16 protein-coding genes are annotated in these 16,001 nt (G+C 64.8%); 15 read left to right on the top strand and 1 reads right to left on the bottom strand.

Annotated features, from left to right (window positions below; genetic code table 11):
• The first annotated feature begins 28 nt into the window (after positions 1–28).
• The 9 genes from hemN (at position 29) to PIN01S_RS04210 (ending at position 7,916) form a co-directional block, all read left to right on the top strand.
• Positions 29–1,411: an oxygen-independent coproporphyrinogen III oxidase gene (gene hemN / locus PIN01S_RS04170; RefSeq protein ID WP_084333866.1), complete on the top strand. Its 1,383-nt coding sequence runs from the start codon at positions 29–31 to the stop codon at positions 1,409–1,411.
• 238 nt (positions 1,412–1,649) lie between these two features.
• Positions 1,650–2,384, top strand: coding sequence for a fumarate/nitrate reduction transcriptional regulator Fnr (gene fnr / locus PIN01S_RS04175; RefSeq protein WP_084333867.1), 735 nt, complete (start codon positions 1,650–1,652; stop codon positions 2,382–2,384).
• Positions 2,385–2,468: 84 nt separating this feature from the next.
• Positions 2,469–3,017 (top strand): adenine phosphoribosyltransferase, encoded by a 549-nt coding sequence (locus tag PIN01S_RS04180; protein ID WP_084333868.1) that lies wholly within the window; start codon positions 2,469–2,471, stop codon positions 3,015–3,017.
• A 206-nt stretch (positions 3,018–3,223) separates the two neighbouring features.
• The gene (locus tag PIN01S_RS04185) at positions 3,224–4,060 is read left to right on the top strand and encodes a metal-dependent hydrolase (RefSeq protein ID WP_084333869.1); all 837 of its coding nucleotides are present in this window, start codon (positions 3,224–3,226) and stop codon (positions 4,058–4,060) included.
• Positions 4,061–4,341: 281 nt separating this feature from the next.
• Positions 4,342–4,554 carry a cytochrome oxidase putative small subunit CydP gene (cydP, locus tag PIN01S_RS04190; protein WP_084333870.1) on the top strand — a complete coding sequence of 71 codons (213 nt, stop codon included), beginning with the start codon at positions 4,342–4,344 and terminating at the stop codon, positions 4,552–4,554.
• Positions 4,551–6,140, top strand: a complete 1,590-nt coding sequence (locus PIN01S_RS04195) for a cytochrome ubiquinol oxidase subunit I (protein ID WP_084333871.1) — start codon at positions 4,551–4,553, stop codon at positions 6,138–6,140. Before cydP ends, PIN01S_RS04195 begins: the two co-directional genes overlap by 4 nt.
• A gap of 127 nt (positions 6,141–6,267) precedes the next feature.
• On the top strand, positions 6,268–7,407 hold the full coding sequence (gene cydB, locus PIN01S_RS04200) for a cytochrome d ubiquinol oxidase subunit II (RefSeq protein ID WP_084333872.1): 1,140 nt from the start codon (positions 6,268–6,270) through the stop codon (positions 7,405–7,407).
• Positions 7,408–7,516: 109 nt separating this feature from the next.
• Positions 7,517–7,630, top strand: coding sequence for a cytochrome bd-I oxidase subunit CydX (cydX, locus tag PIN01S_RS04205; RefSeq protein WP_084333980.1), 114 nt, complete (start codon positions 7,517–7,519; stop codon positions 7,628–7,630).
• On the top strand, positions 7,623–7,916 hold the full coding sequence (locus PIN01S_RS04210; protein WP_244505946.1) for a cyd operon YbgE family protein: 294 nt from the start codon (positions 7,623–7,625) through the stop codon (positions 7,914–7,916). Before cydX ends, PIN01S_RS04210 begins: the two co-directional genes overlap by 8 nt.
• 10 nt (positions 7,917–7,926) lie before the next feature.
• On the opposite strand, the gene PIN01S_RS04215 is transcribed toward PIN01S_RS04210, so the two are convergent.
• On the bottom strand, positions 7,927–8,640 hold the full coding sequence (locus PIN01S_RS04215; RefSeq protein WP_244505947.1) for a DUF6901 family protein: 714 nt from the start codon (positions 8,638–8,640) through the stop codon (positions 7,927–7,929).
• Positions 8,641–8,781: 141 nt separating this feature from the next.
• Between PIN01S_RS04215 and PIN01S_RS04220 the strand changes: the two genes are divergently transcribed.
• Genes PIN01S_RS04220 through PIN01S_RS04245 form a run of 6 tightly spaced genes read left to right on the top strand, consistent with a single transcriptional unit; the run spans position 8,782 to position 16,001 of the window.
• Positions 8,782–10,071 (top strand): ATP-binding protein, encoded by a 1,290-nt coding sequence (locus PIN01S_RS04220; RefSeq protein WP_084333874.1) that lies wholly within the window; start codon positions 8,782–8,784, stop codon positions 10,069–10,071.
• Positions 10,064–11,419, top strand: a complete 1,356-nt coding sequence (gene nosR / locus PIN01S_RS04225) for a response regulator c-di-GMP phosphodiesterase, NosR family (protein WP_084333875.1) — start codon at positions 10,064–10,066, stop codon at positions 11,417–11,419. Before PIN01S_RS04220 ends, nosR begins: the two co-directional genes overlap by 8 nt.
• The gene (locus tag PIN01S_RS04230) at positions 11,416–11,961 is read left to right on the top strand and encodes a response regulator (RefSeq protein WP_084333876.1); all 546 of its coding nucleotides are present in this window, start codon (positions 11,416–11,418) and stop codon (positions 11,959–11,961) included. Before nosR ends, PIN01S_RS04230 begins: the two co-directional genes overlap by 4 nt.
• Entirely contained in the window at positions 11,954–12,622 is a 669-nt protein-coding gene (locus tag PIN01S_RS04235; protein ID WP_084333877.1) for a GTP-binding protein, read from the top strand. The genes PIN01S_RS04230 and PIN01S_RS04235 overlap by 8 nt, the downstream gene beginning before the upstream one ends.
• The gene (locus PIN01S_RS04240; protein ID WP_084333878.1) at positions 12,615–13,751 is read left to right on the top strand and encodes a sensor histidine kinase; all 1,137 of its coding nucleotides are present in this window, start codon (positions 12,615–12,617) and stop codon (positions 13,749–13,751) included. Before PIN01S_RS04235 ends, PIN01S_RS04240 begins: the two co-directional genes overlap by 8 nt.
• Before the next feature lie 9 nt (positions 13,752–13,760).
• Positions 13,761–16,001: an ATPase, T2SS/T4P/T4SS family gene (locus PIN01S_RS04245; protein WP_084333879.1), complete on the top strand. Its 2,241-nt coding sequence runs from the start codon at positions 13,761–13,763 to the stop codon at positions 15,999–16,001.

A 16,001-nucleotide genomic window follows, 5' to 3' on the forward strand; every position in this document is an offset into this window, starting at 1 on the left:
ACTGATTGTTGAACCGGGGATTGCCCGCATGCCGACTTCCATCCGCTGGGATACCGACCTTATCCGCCGTTACGATATGGCCGGCCCACGCTACACCTCCTATCCGACCGCCGTGCAATTCCATGACGGCGTCGGCTCCTTCGACCTGCTGCATGCACTGCGCGAAAGCCGCAAGGCGCTGCGTTCCCTGTCGCTGTACGTACACGTGCCGTTCTGCGCGAACATCTGCTACTACTGCGCCTGCAACAAGGTGATCACCAAGGACCGCGGCCGTGCCCTGCCCTATCTGGAGCGGCTGGAAAAGGAAATCGAGCTGGTCGCCTGCCACCTCGACCAGAAGCAGGTCGTCGAGCAACTGCACTTCGGCGGGGGTACGCCGACCTTCCTCAGCCATGACGAACTGCGTCGCCTGATGAAATGCCTGCGCACGCACTTCCACCTGCTCGACGGCAACCTCGGCGACTACAGCATCGAGATCGACCCGCGCGAAGCCGACTGGTCGACCATGGGCCTGCTTCGCGAACTGGGCTTCAATCGCGTCAGCCTCGGCGTGCAGGACCTCGATCCGGATGTCCAGCGTGCCGTCAATCGCCTGCAGAGCCTGGAGGAAACCCGCGCCATCGTCGAAGCCGCACGGACCCTGCAATACCGCTCGGTGAACATCGACCTGATCTACGGCCTGCCCAAGCAGACCCCGGAGAGCTTCGCCCGCACCGTGCGCGAAATCATCGCCCTGCAGCCGGACCGGCTGTCGATCTTCAACTACGCGCACCTGCCGGAGCGCTTCCTGCCCCAGCGGCGGATCAACGCGGCGGACCTGCCGGCACCGGGCGACAAGCTGGCCATGCTGCACGACAGCATCGAGCAACTGACCGCGGCGGGCTATCGCTACATCGGCATGGACCACTTCGCCCTGCCCGACGACGAACTGGCCATGGCCCAGGAGGACGGCAGCCTGCAACGCAACTTCCAGGGCTATACCACCCACGGCCACTGCGACCTGATCGGCCTCGGCGTATCCGCCATCAGCCAGATCGGCGACCTCTACAGCCAGAACGACAGCGACATCGCCCGCTACCAGAACACCCTGGACCAGGACCAACTGGCGACCTGCCGGGGTCTCGTCTGCAACGACGACGACCGCCTGCGCCGCGCCGTCATCCAGCGGTTGATCTGCGACTTCCAACTGGAGTTCACCAGCATCGAGAAGACGTTCGGCATCGTCTTCCGCGATTATTTCGCCGATGTCTGGCCGAGCCTGGAACAAATGGCCAGCGACAAGCTGATCCAACTCAGCGACACGCGCATCGACGTGCTGCCGGCCGGCCGCCTACTGGTCCGCTCGGTGTGCATGCTGTTCGATCGCTACCTGCCGCAGCAGAGCACCAAGCGCTTCTCGCGGGTGATCTGACCCACCGAACCAGCGGCGGCACGACCCGCCGCTGGCGCCTCACGCCCGCAGAACCGACTGCGACCATCGGCCACTGTCGATCTCCCCCTCCCGCATGCCATGCTTTCGCCATGGCACTCAGCTATCGCTGCAGCCCGAAGGCCGGACAGAACTTGACACGATCGTCAGGTCTGGATGGCGGGCATACCTCTTGTGGGATATGCTTGCCCGTACTTGCGTTACCCCTTCAGGATTAACTATGCCCGAGAACATCAAATTGCGCGGGATGCATCAAGCCAATTGCCATGACTGCAGCCTCGCAGCGCTCTGCCTTCCCCTGTCGCTGAACATGGAAGACATCGAGTCCCTGGATGAGATCGTCAAGCGCGGCCGGCCGTTGAAGAAGGGGGAGTTCCTGTTCCGCCAGGGCGATAACTTCGGCTCCATCTTCGCCGTGCGCTCCGGTGCGCTGAAAACCTTCAGCGTGACCGACAGCGGCGAGGAGCAGATCACCGGCTTCCACCTGCCCAGCGAGCTGGTCGGCCTGTCCGGCATGGACAGCGACCTCTGCCCGGTATCGGCGCAGGCGCTGGAAACCACTTCGGTCTGCGAGATTCCGTTCGAACGCCTCGATGAACTGTCGGTCAAGCTGCCGCAGCTGCGCCGCCAGCTGATGCGCGTGATGAGCCGGGAAATCCGCGACGACCAGCAAATGATGCTGCTGCTTTCGAAGAAGACCGCCGACGAGCGCATCGCCACCTTCCTCGTCAACCTTTCCGCCCGCTTCCGCGCCCGCGGCTTCTCGGCCAACCAGTTCCGCCTGGCCATGTCGCGCAACGAGATCGGCAACTACCTGGGCCTGGCGGTGGAAACCGTGTCGCGAGTCTTCACCCGCTTCCAGCAGAACGGCCTGATCGCCGCCGAAGGCAAGGAAGTGCACATCCTCAACTCCATCGAGCTGTGCTCCCTGGCGGGCGGCAACCTCGAAGCCTGACCCGATCTATACTGCGAGGCGGCCCGCTTATGCGAGCCGCCCGTTTTTTTGTGCCCATCCGTAATCCACCGCAGGCTCTCGACGATGATCTTCGATGAATTCACCATCAAGTCCCTGATCCGTCCGGTTCCGGACTTCCCCAAGCCCGGCGTGGTGTTCCGCGACATCACCCCGCTGTTCCAGTCGCCCCGCGCCCTGCGCATGGTCATCGACAGCTTCATCCAGCGCTACGTGGAAGAAGACTTCAGCCATATCGGCGCCCTCGATGCACGCGGCTTCCTGCTCGGCCCGATCCTCGCCTACGAGTTGAACAAACCGCTGATCCTGTTCCGCAAGCAGGGCAAGCTGCCCTCCGACCTGCTGGTGGAGACCTACCAGACCGAGTACGGCGACTCCGTCATCGAAGTCCAGGCCGACAACCTCTGCGAAGGCGATTCCGTCCTGCTGGTGGATGACCTGATCGCCACCGGCGGCACCCTGATCGCCGCGGCCAACCTGGTCAAGCGCATGCGCGCCAGCGTCTACGAAGCCGCCGCCATCATCGACCTGCCGGAACTCGGCGGCTCGCGCCGGCTGCAGGACATCGGCATCGCCACCTTCACCCTCACCGCCTTCGCCCTCGACGACCGCTGAGTCTCCGCCTGCCTGCGATACCCATCGACCATGGGTATCGCCTCCTCGCCTTTCGATCGGTTCGCCCGACCCAACCTAAGTTGGCGGCGCCGGGCTGTCCGGCCGCCCAATAATGACATCAACCAATGACACAGTTACCAGTGTCTTGGCGAGCCAAGAACAACATGGCCCCCGCCAGGGAGCGGCCGCACAAGAGGATTCGCCCAATGACAGCCAGCAGCACCGCCGCCCAGCCGCGCGCCAACTTTCCCGTCCGCCGCATGGACTTCAGCTTTACCAGCACGCCCAAGTACTGGTGGAGTGGCGACCCCTTCATGAGCCATTTCATGAACAACCTGTCGTCGCTGTTCCCCTACGGTGAGAAATTCTTCGTCGACAGCGTGCGCGCCGTCCGCCAGCAGGTGCAGGACCCGCAACTGCAGAAGGACATCAGCGCCTTCATCGGTCAGGAGGCGATGCACTCCAAGGAACACGCCACCTACAACGAATACGCCGCCGCCCATGGCATCGACCTGGAGCGCCTGGAATTGCGCATCAAGGTCCTGCTGGAGTGGATCACCCGGCTGAGCACCAAGAAGCACCGCCTGGCCGCCACCTGCGCCCTCGAGCATTTCACCGCGACCATGGCCGAGCAGTTGCTGCGGCGCGAGGACATCACCACGCAGATGGACGACCCGAAGATGTACAAGCTGTGGATGTGGCACGCCATCGAAGAGAACGAGCACAAGGCCGTGTGCTACGACGTCTACCAGGCGGTCGGCGGCGGCTATTTCACCCGTGTCATCGTGATGATGCTGACCACGGTGATGTTCCTCGGCGTGATCGGCTGGTTCCAGCTCCACCTGCTGCGCAAGGATGGCCAGTTGTTCAACTGGCGTTCGTGGAAACATGGCCTGAAGACCCTGTTGAGCCCCCGCGACGGCTTCTTCACCCGTCTGATCGGCCCCTACCTGGACTACTACCGTCCGGGTTTCCATCCCAAGGATCACGACACCCAGACCCTGGAACGGCGCTGGAAGGATCGCCTCGCCTTCGAAGGCTGATCCACCTGCGGCCGAAGGTCGCATTCCGTTGCCCGATTCGGGCCCGGCCTGCCCTCCGCGGTCCGGGCCCGCTTTTTACAGGAAGGGCTGGGAGCCACGTAAATCAAGGCTTCCAGCGGTACAGCCGCGAACGGGTCAATGCCGGGCGCACCTGGCCGGCATCTCGACCTCAGTCCTTCTGCGACAACCCGCCACAGCACATCACCGCTGCGTTTGTTGCTTCATATCAAGGACGGCGCTGCCGCTTTCAGGCAGCCCGGCCGTTGTCGTGGAGTGACCGCATGACCGACAAGCCCGCTTCGCCCTGGCGCATTCCCCTGGTCCGCGAACTCGCCGTGATCCTGGCGATCAAGCTGGCCCTGCTGCTGGCGATCAAAGCCCTCTGGTTCGATGCCCCCAGCGTCCCTGTCGATGGCAGCCAGCACGTCGGCACGCACCTGTTCGGCGCTCCGCAAGCCCCATCCCCGCCCCGTACCGAGGAGATGCCGAGATGATCTCGGAAGAAGTCGTCGACCTGTCCCGCCTGCAGTTCGCTATGACGGCGATGTACCACTTCCTGTTCGTGCCGCTCACCTTGGGCCTATCCTTCATCCTGGCGATCATGGAGTCGGTCTACGTGATGACCGGCAAGCAGGTCTACCAGGACATGGTGAAGTTCTGGGGCAAGCTGTTCGGCATCAACTTCGCCCTGGGCGTCACCACCGGGCTGACCATGGAATTCCAGTTCGGCACCAACTGGGCCTATTACAGCCATTATGTCGGCGACATCTTCGGCGCACCGCTGGCCATCGAAGGGCTGATGGCGTTCTTCCTCGAATCCACCTTCATCGGCCTGTTCTTCTTCGGCTGGGACCGCCTGAGCAAGGTGCAGCACCTGGCGGTGACCTGGTTGGTGGCGATCGGCTCGAACATGTCGGCGCTGTGGATTCTCATCGCCAACGGCTGGATGCAGAACCCGGTGGGAGCCGAGTTCAACTTCGAGACCATGCGCATGGAGCTGGTGGACTTCGGTGCCCTGCTGTTCAACCCGGTGGCCCAGGTGAAGTTCGTGCACACCGTGGCGGCTGGCTACGTCACCGGCGCCATCTTCGTCCTGGCCATCTCCAGTTGGTATCTGCTGAAGAAGCGCGACCTCGGCTTCGCCCGCCGCTCCTTCGCCATCGCCTCGGCCTTCGGCCTAGCGTCGATCCTCTCGGTGATCGTCCTCGGCGACGAATCCGGCTACGAGATCGGCGACGTACAGAAAACCAAGCTGGCGGCCATCGAGGCCGAATGGGAAACCCACCCGGCACCGGCCGGCTTCACCCTGTTCGGCCTGCCCAACCAGGAGGAGCAGCGCACCGATTACGCGGTGAAGGTTCCCTATGTCCTGGGCTTGATCGCCACCCGTTCGCTGGACAAAGAAGTCAAGGGCATCAAGGACCTGGTGGTCGAGCACGAAGCGCGTATTCGCAACGGCATGCTCGCCTACGAGCGCCTGGAAAAGCTCCGCGCCGGCGACAAGAGTTCCGAAGCCATCGCCGCCTTCAAGGCCGTGCAGAACGACCTGGGCTACGGCCTGTTGCTGAAGAAGTACACCGCCAACGTCACCGACGCCACGGAAGCGCAGATCAAGCAGGCCGCCCTGGACACCATTCCCAGCGTGTTCAGCCTGTTCTGGAGCTTCCGCGCCATGGTCGCCTCAGGCTTCCTGATGCTCGCCCTCTTCGCCTGCGCCTTCTGGGCCTCGGCGAAGAAGAACGAAGAGCGCAAGCCCTGGCTGCTGCGGTGGGCGCTATGGAGCCTGCCGCTGCCCTGGATCGCCGCGCAGACCGGCTGGTTCGTCGCCGAACACGGCCGCCAGCCCTGGTCCATCGGCGAAGTGCTGCCGACCCACCTCTCCGCTTCCAGTGTGTCCAGCGGCGATGTCTGGGGCTCGCTGGTGGCGTTGATCGCCTTCTACAGCCTGCTGCTGGTGATCGAGATGTACCTGATGATCCGGTTCGCCCGCCTGGGACCGTCGAGCCTGCATACCGGCCGTTATCACTTCGAGCGGTCGGGTGCGACCAGCGGAAACCATCTGCCCGCAGGTGCAATGTAGGGGCGAATTCATTCGCCCGACGAGGCTGGGCTGGGCGAATGAATTCGCCCCTGCATCAAGGCTTCGCCAGCAGAGCTGGCTCCTACAAAAGCCGGTCGGCCTATTGGCCCCGACAGAGGAACGCAACATGTTCGATTACGAAACGCTGAAACTGGTCTGGTGGGTGCTGATCGGCGTCCTGCTGATCGGCTTCGCCCTCACCGATGGCTTCGACCTCGGCGCCGCGGCGCTGATGCCCTTCGTCGGGCGGAGCGACAACGAGCGGCGGGTGGTGATCAACACCATCGCGCCGCACTGGGACGGCAACCAGGTCTGGCTGATCACTGCCGGCGGCGCGCTCTTCGCCGCCTGGCCGATGGTCTACGCGGCGGCCTTCTCCGGCTTCTACTGGGCCATGCTGGTGGTGCTGTTCGCCCTGTTCGTGCGCCCGGTCGGCTTCGACTACCGCAGCAAGCTGAGCGACCCGCGCTGGCGCCAGGCCTGGGACTGGGGCCTGTTCGTCGGCGGCCTGGTGCCGGCGCTGGTGTTCGGCGTGGCCTTCGGCAACCTGCTGCTGGGTGTGCCCTTCCAGCTCGACGACACCCTGCGCAGCAGCTACCACGGCAGCTTCTGGCAACTGCTCAACCCCTTCGGCCTGCTCGCCGGGACGGTCAGCCTGAGCATGCTGCTGATGCATGGCGGAACCTGGCTGATGATGCGCACCGAAGGCCCGGTGGCACGCCGGTCGCAACGCGCGGCGCAAGTACTGTCGCTGGTCTACCTCGCCGCCTTCATCGTCGCCGGGCTCTGGCTGTGGTCGGGTATCCAGGGCTTCGCCATCACCTCGGCATTCGACCCGGGCACCACGCTCAACCCGCTGGCGAAGAGCGTGACCCAGAGCAACGCCGGCTGGATGGCCAACTACGCGCAGTATCCGCTGACCAAGCTGGCGCCGCTCGCCGGCATCCTCGGTGCCGTACTGGCGTTCGCCGCGGCCAGCGCGGGACGTGGCGGCTTCGCCTTCCTCGGCTCCAGCCTGGCGATCGTCGGCACCCTATGCACCGCCGGCTTCGCGATGTTCCCCTTCGTCATGCCGTCCAGCCTCGATCCGGCTTCCAGCCTGACGCTATGGGATGCGGCCTCCAGCCAGAAGACCCTCGGCATCATGCTGGTGGCGGCCTGCATCTTCGTGCCGCTGATCCTCTGCTACACGCTGTGGGGCTACGTGAAGATGTGGGGCAAAGTCACCACCGGCCACATCGAAAGCAACAGCCATGGACTGTACTGAGCCCTGAAGAATGTAGGGGCGAATTCATTCGCCCGCCCCAGCCTGGCCCGACGAGTGAACATACCGAGCCAGGCACGCGACAAGCACACGCATCGGGAGGTTTAACGCAATGTGGTACTTCACCTGGATTCTCGGCGTCCTGCTCGCCTGCAGCTTCGGCATCATCAATGCCCTGTGGCTGGAAACCACCCAGAACCTCGACGAGGACCCGACGGGTGAATGACGCCCTGCCCCGGCAGCGGAGCGGCGCCTGGCGAGTCCTGTCGCTGCTCCTGGCCACGCCGCTGGCCTTGCTGCTGTTGATCCACCCCGCCGCCATGCTCGACGCCGAGGGTCGCTACAGCCACAGCCTGCTGATGCTGGTGATGTGGGGCGTGGCCGGCGGTTTCGTGCATGGCGTGGGTTTCACCCCTTACAGCCGGGTCTGGCGTGGCGCCTTCGGCCCGCTGCTGGCCTGGCCACTGCTCCTTCTCGGCTATCTGATCCTGTACCGCGCCCGCATGGGCTGATCGCTGGCGATCACTCGCCCTCGTCGTCGAAATATTCCTGGAAGAACAGGTCCAGCTCGCCCTCGTACTGGTCCAGCGCATACAGCGTGTCGGCGGCCAGCAAGTCCAGCAGGATCAAGCCGTTCAGGCTGGAATCCTCCTCCGCCGCGGCGCGCAGGCGCCGGCTCATGCCCAGGTTGACCTGGCGCAGGTTGCGGTAGATCGCCCGCAGCCCCTCCAGCGACCAGTCGCCGGACTGGCCGCGCTTCATCCGCAGGAACTGCCCCAGCAGGTAGGTGCCCAGGGCCCGGTAGAGGGTCTCGTCGGAGGTGCTGAACGGCAGGTGGAACCACGCCATGGCTTTCATCATGCGAGTGTGCGGGCACCCCGAAGTGGCGCCCAGGGCGCCGAGCAAGGAACCCAGCCCCCGTTGCAGGGTGGTGTGCTGGCGAATCTCCCGGCCGCGCCAGCGCACGATGACCTCCACCTCCTCGAAAGAGGTGTGCTTCGACAGCATCTCCACCGGCCGCACCAGCGCCACCGCGAAGGGGCAGCGCGGCGCTTCCTCGACCTTGAGCGGGCAGTGACCGCACTGATGGAAGGACAAGCCGGTCCAATCCGGTAATGCGGTTGTCCGTTCGCCCTCGGCAGCGGCCGTCAGGCTAACTTCATGCTGCCAGTTCCGGCCGTCTGCGAAGCGGAATTCGTAGCGGATGAGCGTGTCGCTCTTCGAGTCTGCAACCATGGTCTACCCTGACGAGCACCGGGTTATGAAACACAACGATACTGGCAATAGGCTATTATTCGTCATAGAACCAGCGTCAGCGTTTTGTCGGGCCGCCAACCGAGCGCGCAGCGGGTCCCGGCGTCATGGGAGGAGTCACTAATGGACAACCGCCAGCAGCTCTTGGCCTCCGCGCTCGTCGAACACATCAGCGTTGGCACCATCATCCTCGATACGCAGTTGCGTATCCAATACTGGAACGCCTTTCTCGAACGGTGCAGCGGCAAGCGCCTGGAGGACGTTCGCGGTCGCCCCTTCACCCAGGTGTTCCCGGAGGCCGATACGCTGTACCTCCACCAGATCATCGAACAGGCCCGCAACGAAGGCCGGCACGTCTACACCCAATGGCGCGATACCCCCTCGCTGGTCCGCCTGACGTTCGAGCGTGCCCAGCAGAACCCCTTGATGCTGCAGAGCACCCTGCTCTTTCCGTTCCGCATCGCGCCGGACGACGCCTTGCATTTCGGCCTGGTGCTCTACGACACCACCGACCTGGCCAAGTCCAGCAACAAGCTGGAAGCGGCCCTGCAGGCCCTGAGCGTCAAGCAGACCGAACAGGAACAATTGATCAAGAAGTTGGAAAAAGCCAACGACCAGTTGCTGCAATCGGAAAAACTCGCGGCCATCGGGCAACTGGCCGCCGGCGTCGCGCACGAGATCAACAACCCGATCGGCTACGTGTTCTCCAATTTGCAGACTCTCGCCGGCTACGTGCGCGACCTGCTACGCATCATCGACGCGGTGGAATCCGCCGGCGGCCTGGAGGACCTCCGCCAGCTCAAGCGCAGCCTGGAGTACGACTACATCCGCAGTGACATCGAGGCGCTGATCGGCGAATCCGAAGACGGTATCGACCGGGTCAAGAAGATCATCACCTCGCTCAAGGACTTCTCCCACATCGAGGAAGAGGAATTCCACCCGGCCGACCTCCATCGCGGCCTTAACACCACCCTCAACGTGGTCAACAACGAACTCAAGTACAAGGCCGAGGTGATCAAGGAATACGGCGACCTGCCCGACGTGGAGTGCATTCCCTCGCAGATCAACCAAGTGATCATGAACCTGCTGGTCAACGCCGCCCACGCCATCGAGCAGTTCGGCCGCATCACCCTGCGCACCGCCCATGAGGGCGACTGGGTCTGGCTGGAGGTGGAGGACACCGGCAAGGGCATCGAGCCGCGCCTGCTCAATCGCATCTACGAGCCCTTCTTCACCACCAAGCCGGTCGGCAAGGGGACCGGCCTCGGGCTGTCGCTGTCCTACAGCATCGTGCAGAAACACCATGGGCGTATCGAGGTCGACAGCGAGCTGGGCCGCGGTACGCGCTTCCGCGTCTGGCTGCCGGTGCGGCAACCGACGCCCACGGAGGAGAGTCCAACGCCTCATGAATGAGCCGAGCCCAGCCCCACTCGCCACGCTGTTGCTGGTGGACGACGAGGAAAACATCCTCAGCAGCCTGCGCCGCCTGCTGCGCAACCAAGGCTACGAAATCCTCACCGCCACCGGCGGCGAACAGGCGCTCGCCATGCTGGAAGAGCGCCCGGTCGACCTGGTGATTTCCGACGCGCGCATGCCGGGCATGGACGGTGCCACCCTGCTGGCCGAAGTGCAGCGGCGCTGGCCGGACTGCATGCGCATCCTGCTCACCGGCTACGCCGATATCAGCACCACCATCAAGGCGATCAACCAGGGGCAGATCTACCGCTACATCAGCAAGCCCTGGGACGACGATGAACTGCGCATGGTGATCCGCCAGGCCCTGGCGTTCCACACCTCCGAGCGCGAGCGGCTGCGCCTGGAGAAACTCACCCAGGAGCAGAACCAGCACCTGCAGGAACTCAACGCCACCCTGGAGCAACGGGTCAAGGCGCGCACCGCCGAGCTGCAGCAGACCGCCGACATGCTCGACCTGGCCTACGAGGAGCTGCGGCGCAGCTACGTGACCGCCACCGAAGTGTTCGCCAGCCTGATCAACCAGCGCCTGCCGCGGGAGAAGCAGACCAACACCCAGATCATCGCCCTGGTCCGCGCCTACGCCGACCACCACAAGCTCGGCGAGGGCCTGGCCCGCGACCTGACCATGGCCGCCGCGCTGTACAACATCGGCAAGCTGACCTGGGACGACCAGTTGCTGAGCAAGCCGTCGGATACCCTCTACAAGCAGGACCGCGAGCGCTACCGGCAGTATCCGGTTCAGGGCGAGAACCTGCTGATGACCCTGGAGCCCCTGCAAGACGCGGCGCGCATCATCCGCCATCACCAGGAGCGCTGGGACGGCGGAGGCTTTCCCGACCGCCTGAAGGAAGACGCCATCCCCTTCGGCTCCCGGCTGCTCAAGCTGGCGGTGGACTTCATCGAACTGCAACGCGGCATCATCCTCGAGCGCCGGCCGACCCGCCACGAAGCCCTGCAACTGATCAAGAAATACGCCGGCCGCCTCTACGACCCGGAGCTCTGCGAGCACTTCGTCACGCTCTGTATCGAACTGGCGCCGGACATCACCCTCGACGACCCCAGCATCATCAGCCTGGACACCCGCCGTCTCGAGCCGGGCATGGTGCTCGCGCGCAACCTGCACGCCGAGAACGGCATGCTGCTGCTCAACGAGGGCAAGCAACTGACGCGCATCCTGATCGACAAGCTGATCGCCTTCGAAAGCACCGAAGGCGCGCGCTACACCCTGTTCGTCCGCAAGCCGGAAGACTTCGACGCCACCGCCCCGCAGGAGACCGCCCCATGATCAAGATCCAACTGGTGGACGACGAGCCCCATGTGCTCAGCGCCCTGCAACGGGTGCTGCGGCCGCACCGCTGGGAGGTCCATGCCTTCGATGACGTGCAGGAAGCCCTGGAAGCCCTGACCCTCCACGACTATGCGGTGATCATCTCCGACTACAAGATGCCGCACCTGGATGGCGTCACCTACCTGCAATTCGCCAAGCAGCGCCAGCCCCACGCCATGCGCATGGTGCTCAGCGCCCACGGCGACCGCCAGTCGATGATGCAGGCGATCAACCAGGCGGAAATCTACCGCTTCCTCTCCAAGCCCTGGGAGGACTACGAGATCGAGACGGCGATCAAGGCCGCCATCGACCTCTACCAGCTGCGCCACGAGAACCAGCGGCTGTTGGAGCAAGTGCGCCGACAGAAAGACACCCTACAGCGCCAGCAGGACGAACTGCTGCGCCTCGAGCGGGAGAATCCGGGGCTGACCCGGGTCCTGCGCGATACCGACGGCGCCGTGCTGATCGATGAACTGGACGACCCGAGCGACCATGGCTGAATACCTCGACAGTGAGCGCAAGCTGAACCTCAAGGTGGTCTATTACGGGCCGGCGCTGAGCGGCAAGACCACCAACCTGATGCAGCTGCATACGCTGCTCAACCCCCAGCGCAAGGGCGAGCTGATGGTGCTCGAGACCCGCGACGACCGCACGCTGTTCTTCGACATGCTGCCAATCGGCCTGCGCAGCCAGGAGGGCCTCGACCTGCGCCTGAAGCTCTACACCGTGCCCGGCCAGGTGCAGCACGACAGCACGCGCAAGGCCGTGCTGTCACGGGCCGACGGGGTGATCTTCGTCGCCGACTCGCAGCTCTCGCAGCAGGACAACAACGCCACCGCCTTCGACAACCTCGCCGACAACCTGCAGAAGCTCGGCATGGACATCGAGAGCCTGCCGCTGGTGGTGCAGTTCAACAAACGCGACCTGCCGGACGCCATCGACGAGGCCACCCTCCAGGCGCGCTGGGCGCAGACGCCGTGGAGCCCGCTGTCCCTGGCCAGCGCCCTCAACGGCGAGGGCGTGGTGGAGAGCTTCCGTCAGTTGCTGCGACGGCTTTACCCGGTGCTCGACCGCGAGTACCAACTGGCCGGCCGGCATGGCATCGACGCCGAGGCGTTCGTTCGCCAACTGAGCGCGGCCCACGAGGCGCCCCATGCGTAGTTTCGAAGACGACCCACGCCTGGCCGACCTGCTTTCGGCCGACCAGCAGGCCCGCTTGGGCCAGTTGATCGGCGCCCTCGGCGGCGGCCGCGTCAGCCTCGAGGAACAACACCAGGCAGGCGCCGAGCCGCTGGAATTCAACCTGGAGACCATCGGCTGGCTGCAGGGCGAACTGCCTGCCGAACGCCTGGACGCCGCCGCCCGATTGGTCGAATTCGTCCTGCTGTTCGTCGCCAAGTACCGGCTGGCGGCCAACCTGCACAACGACACCACCGAGGCCAGCTTCGCCGAACTGCAACGCCAGCACGCTGCCCTGCAAGCCTCGGAGGCGCGCTACAAGGCGCTCTCCGAGCAGTTACAGGAGCGCGTCGAGGACCAGGTCAAGGTCATCGAACAGGCCCAGCAGCAGCTCTACGAAACCGCCCGTCTGCGCGCCGTCGGCCAGCTCGCCGCCGGGGTCGCCCACGAGATCAACAATCCCATCGGCTTCATCACCAGCAACCTGCGGGTGGCCGGCGACTACCTCGACGAGCTGGCGGAAAAGGTCCCCGGCGGGCACTCGGCCAGCCTGCTGCTCGACGACTTCCGCGCCCTGCTGCGCGAATCGCTCAGCGGCACCCAGCGCATCGCGCGGATCGTCGCCGACCTCAAGACCTTCTCCAACATCGACCAGGCGGACTTCATCCCCTGCGATCTCAATGCCCTGCTCACCACCAGTTGCCACCTGCTGCAAGCGGAAAGCCAGCAGGCGATCGACGTCCGCCTCGACCTCGCCCCGCTGCCCAAGCTGGCCGGCTATCCGGCCAAGCTGTCCCAGGCCTTCTTCAACGTGCTGGACAACGCGGCCAAGGCCATCGACGCCGAGGGCGTCATCCGGGTCGGCAGCCGGCTGGCCGAGGACGTGATCGAAGTGATCATCGAGGACAACGGCACGGGCATCCCGCCGGATGTCCAGGAGCGCATCTTCGACCCCTTCTTCACCACCCGCGCGGTCGGCTCCGGCACCGGCCTGGGACTGAGCGTGGCGCGGGACATCATGCGTGCCCACCGGGGCGAAATCCTGCTCGACAGCCAGGTCGGCGCCGGCACCCGGGTCACCTTGCGCTTCACCTGCCCGAACACGCCCTGAGGAGCGGAAATGGCCAAGCGTTACGCTTCCCTGTTCGTCAGCGACAGCCCCGACGAGAAACCCGTCGAAACCCCGGCGGCGCCCTACAAGCTGCTGCTGGTGGACGACGAGCCCGGCATCCTCGCCGCCCTGCGCCGTGTCTTCCAGCGCGAGAACTACGAGCTGCACTTCGCCCGCAACGCCAGCGAAGCGTTGAAAATCCTCGAAGCCAAGCCGGTAGAGCTGATCATCAGCGACTTCATGATGCCGGGCATGAACGGCTCGGAGCTGCTCAGCCAGGTGCGCGAACGCTGGCCGGACACCATCCGCATCATGCTCACCGGCCACGCCAACACCGATGCGGTACTGGGCTCGATCAAGGACGGCGCGGTCTACCGCTTCATCCTCAAGCCGTGGAACGACGATGACCTGCGCCTGACCATCGCCCTGGCCCTGGAGCAGTACGAGCTGATGCAGCGCAACCGCGCCCTGGAACAGGAGAACAAGAAGCAGCACCGCGACCTGGAAACCCTGGCCAAGCTCAGCGTCACCAACCGCAGCCAACTGGCCATCCTGCTGCACAAGAAGGGCCTGCTCAACGCCCAGCAGATCCAGCAGCTGCACAAGGAAATGCAGACCCACAAGACCTCGGTGCTGCGCCAGCTGATGCAGCACGACTGGGTGTCGCCGCAGAAAATCTACCAACTGCTGCGCGAAGACATGATGTTCGAGGAGATCGACCTGCGCGAATTCCAGGTCGACCCGCCGCTGCTGGCGCTGATTCCCCAGGCCGTGTGCACGCGCCAACTGGTGCTGCCGCTGCGGGTGGTGGGCAAGCGCCTGCGCCTGGCCATGGCCGACCCGATGGACATGGGCCTGATCGAAGAACTCGGCTTCATGTCCGGCTACAGCATCCACCCGCTGCTCTGCGAAGTCGGGCAGATGCAGGACAAGCTCAAGGAACTCTTCGGCGAAAGTGGGCCGCAACTGGACGACCTCGCTACCGTGGTCGGCAGCAGCGACCCTTACGAAGGCATCGAGATCGTCCTCGACGACGACGAAGCGCCGGAAAGCCTGGAACAACTGCTCGGCAGCTCCGAAGAGCCGCCGGCGATCCGCCTGGTCAACGCGATCATCCTCGAGGCCCTGCGCCTGGGCGCCAGCGACATCCATATCCATCCGCGCACGAAGAACGTCAGCGTGCGCTACCGCATCGACGGCGTACTGCAGGATAAGATCCAGATCCCCAGCAACCTGCTGATGTCGGTGGTCTCGCGGATCAAGGTGATGGCCGAGTTGGACATCACCGAACGGCGCCGCCCGCAGGACGGCCGCATCACGGTGAAGACGCCGATGCGCATCGTCGACCTGCGCATCTCCACCCTGCCCACCATCAACGGCGAAAAGATCGTCATGCGCGTGCTGGAACGCCAGTCGGCGGCGCAATCGCTGGAAGACCTGGGCCTGTCGCCGCACAACCTGCGCCGGCTGCTCTACGTGGTCAGCAAGCCGCAGGGCATCATCCTCGCCACCGGCCCCACCGGCAGCGGCAAGACCACCACCCTCTACGCCCTGCTGCAGCACGAGGCCTCCTCGGAAAAGAACTACGTCACCATCGAGGACCCGGTGGAATTCCACGTCGATCTCGCCGGCCAGGTGCCGGTGCGCGAACGCATCGGCCTGAGCTTCGCCAGCATCCTGCGCGCCATCCTGCGCCAGGACCCGGACGTGATCTTGCTCGGCGAAATCCGCGACGAGGAGACCGCCGACGTCGCCTTCCATGCCGCGCTGACCGGCCACCTGGTGTTCTCCACCCTGCATACCAACTCGGCGGCGGCCACCGTCGCCCGCCTGCTCGACCTGGGCCTGAAACCCTACGTGCTGGCCTCGGCCCTGGAAGCGATCATCGCCCAGCGCCTGGTGCGGCGCATCTGCCGCCACTGCCGGGAAGAAATCCCGCCGCCGGTGGCCTTGCTGGAACGCCTGGGGCCGAACTTCCTCGCACCGGACCTGCGCTTCTACCGCGGCCGCGGCTGTAACCAGTGCCACCAGGGCTACAAGGGGCGCATCGGCATCCACGAGGTGCTGACCATGAACGACACGCTGCGCGACGCCATCACCCGTGGCGCCAGCGCCACCCAGTTGCAGGCCATCGCCCGCGAGCAAGGCATGACCACCCTCCTCGACGACGCCCACGACAAGCTCCAGCAGGGCCTGATCACCGCCGAGGAAGTCCTGCGCCTGCTCGGCCCCCAGGACCTCCAAGGCTGA

Origin of the sequence: Pseudomonas indica NBRC 103045 (assembly GCF_002091635.1) — a bacterium.
Lineage (GTDB): Bacteria > Pseudomonadota > Gammaproteobacteria > Pseudomonadales > Pseudomonadaceae > Pseudomonas_M > Pseudomonas_M indica.

What these genes read in the sequence shown, in the direction of transcription:
- PIN01S_RS04245 (WP_084333879.1), top strand. Translation starts at nt 13,761, where the DNA reads ATGGCCAAGCGTTACGCTTCCCTGTTCGTCAGCGACAGCCCCGACGAG.
- PIN01S_RS04220 (WP_084333874.1), top strand. Translation starts at nt 8,782, where the DNA reads ATGGACAACCGCCAGCAGCTCTTGGCCTCCGCGCTCGTCGAACACATC.
- PIN01S_RS04215 (WP_244505947.1), bottom strand. Translation starts at nt 8,640, where the DNA reads ATGGTTGCAGACTCGAAGAGCGACACGCTCATCCGCTACGAATTCCGC.
- nosR (WP_084333875.1), top strand. Translation starts at nt 10,064, where the DNA reads ATGAATGAGCCGAGCCCAGCCCCACTCGCCACGCTGTTGCTGGTGGAC.
- PIN01S_RS04240 (WP_084333878.1), top strand. Translation starts at nt 12,615, where the DNA reads ATGCGTAGTTTCGAAGACGACCCACGCCTGGCCGACCTGCTTTCGGCC.
- PIN01S_RS04185 (WP_084333869.1), top strand. Translation starts at nt 3,224, where the DNA reads ATGACAGCCAGCAGCACCGCCGCCCAGCCGCGCGCCAACTTTCCCGTC.
- hemN (WP_084333866.1), top strand. Translation starts at nt 29, where the DNA reads ATGCCGACTTCCATCCGCTGGGATACCGACCTTATCCGCCGTTACGAT.
- cydX (WP_084333980.1), top strand. Translation starts at nt 7,517, where the DNA reads ATGTGGTACTTCACCTGGATTCTCGGCGTCCTGCTCGCCTGCAGCTTC.
- cydP (WP_084333870.1), top strand. Translation starts at nt 4,342, where the DNA reads ATGACCGACAAGCCCGCTTCGCCCTGGCGCATTCCCCTGGTCCGCGAA.
- cydB (WP_084333872.1), top strand. Translation starts at nt 6,268, where the DNA reads ATGTTCGATTACGAAACGCTGAAACTGGTCTGGTGGGTGCTGATCGGC.
- PIN01S_RS04180 (WP_084333868.1), top strand. Translation starts at nt 2,469, where the DNA reads ATGATCTTCGATGAATTCACCATCAAGTCCCTGATCCGTCCGGTTCCG.
- PIN01S_RS04230 (WP_084333876.1), top strand. Translation starts at nt 11,416, where the DNA reads ATGATCAAGATCCAACTGGTGGACGACGAGCCCCATGTGCTCAGCGCC.
- PIN01S_RS04195 (WP_084333871.1), top strand. Translation starts at nt 4,551, where the DNA reads ATGATCTCGGAAGAAGTCGTCGACCTGTCCCGCCTGCAGTTCGCTATG.
- PIN01S_RS04235 (WP_084333877.1), top strand. Translation starts at nt 11,954, where the DNA reads ATGGCTGAATACCTCGACAGTGAGCGCAAGCTGAACCTCAAGGTGGTC.
- fnr (WP_084333867.1), top strand. Translation starts at nt 1,650, where the DNA reads ATGCCCGAGAACATCAAATTGCGCGGGATGCATCAAGCCAATTGCCAT.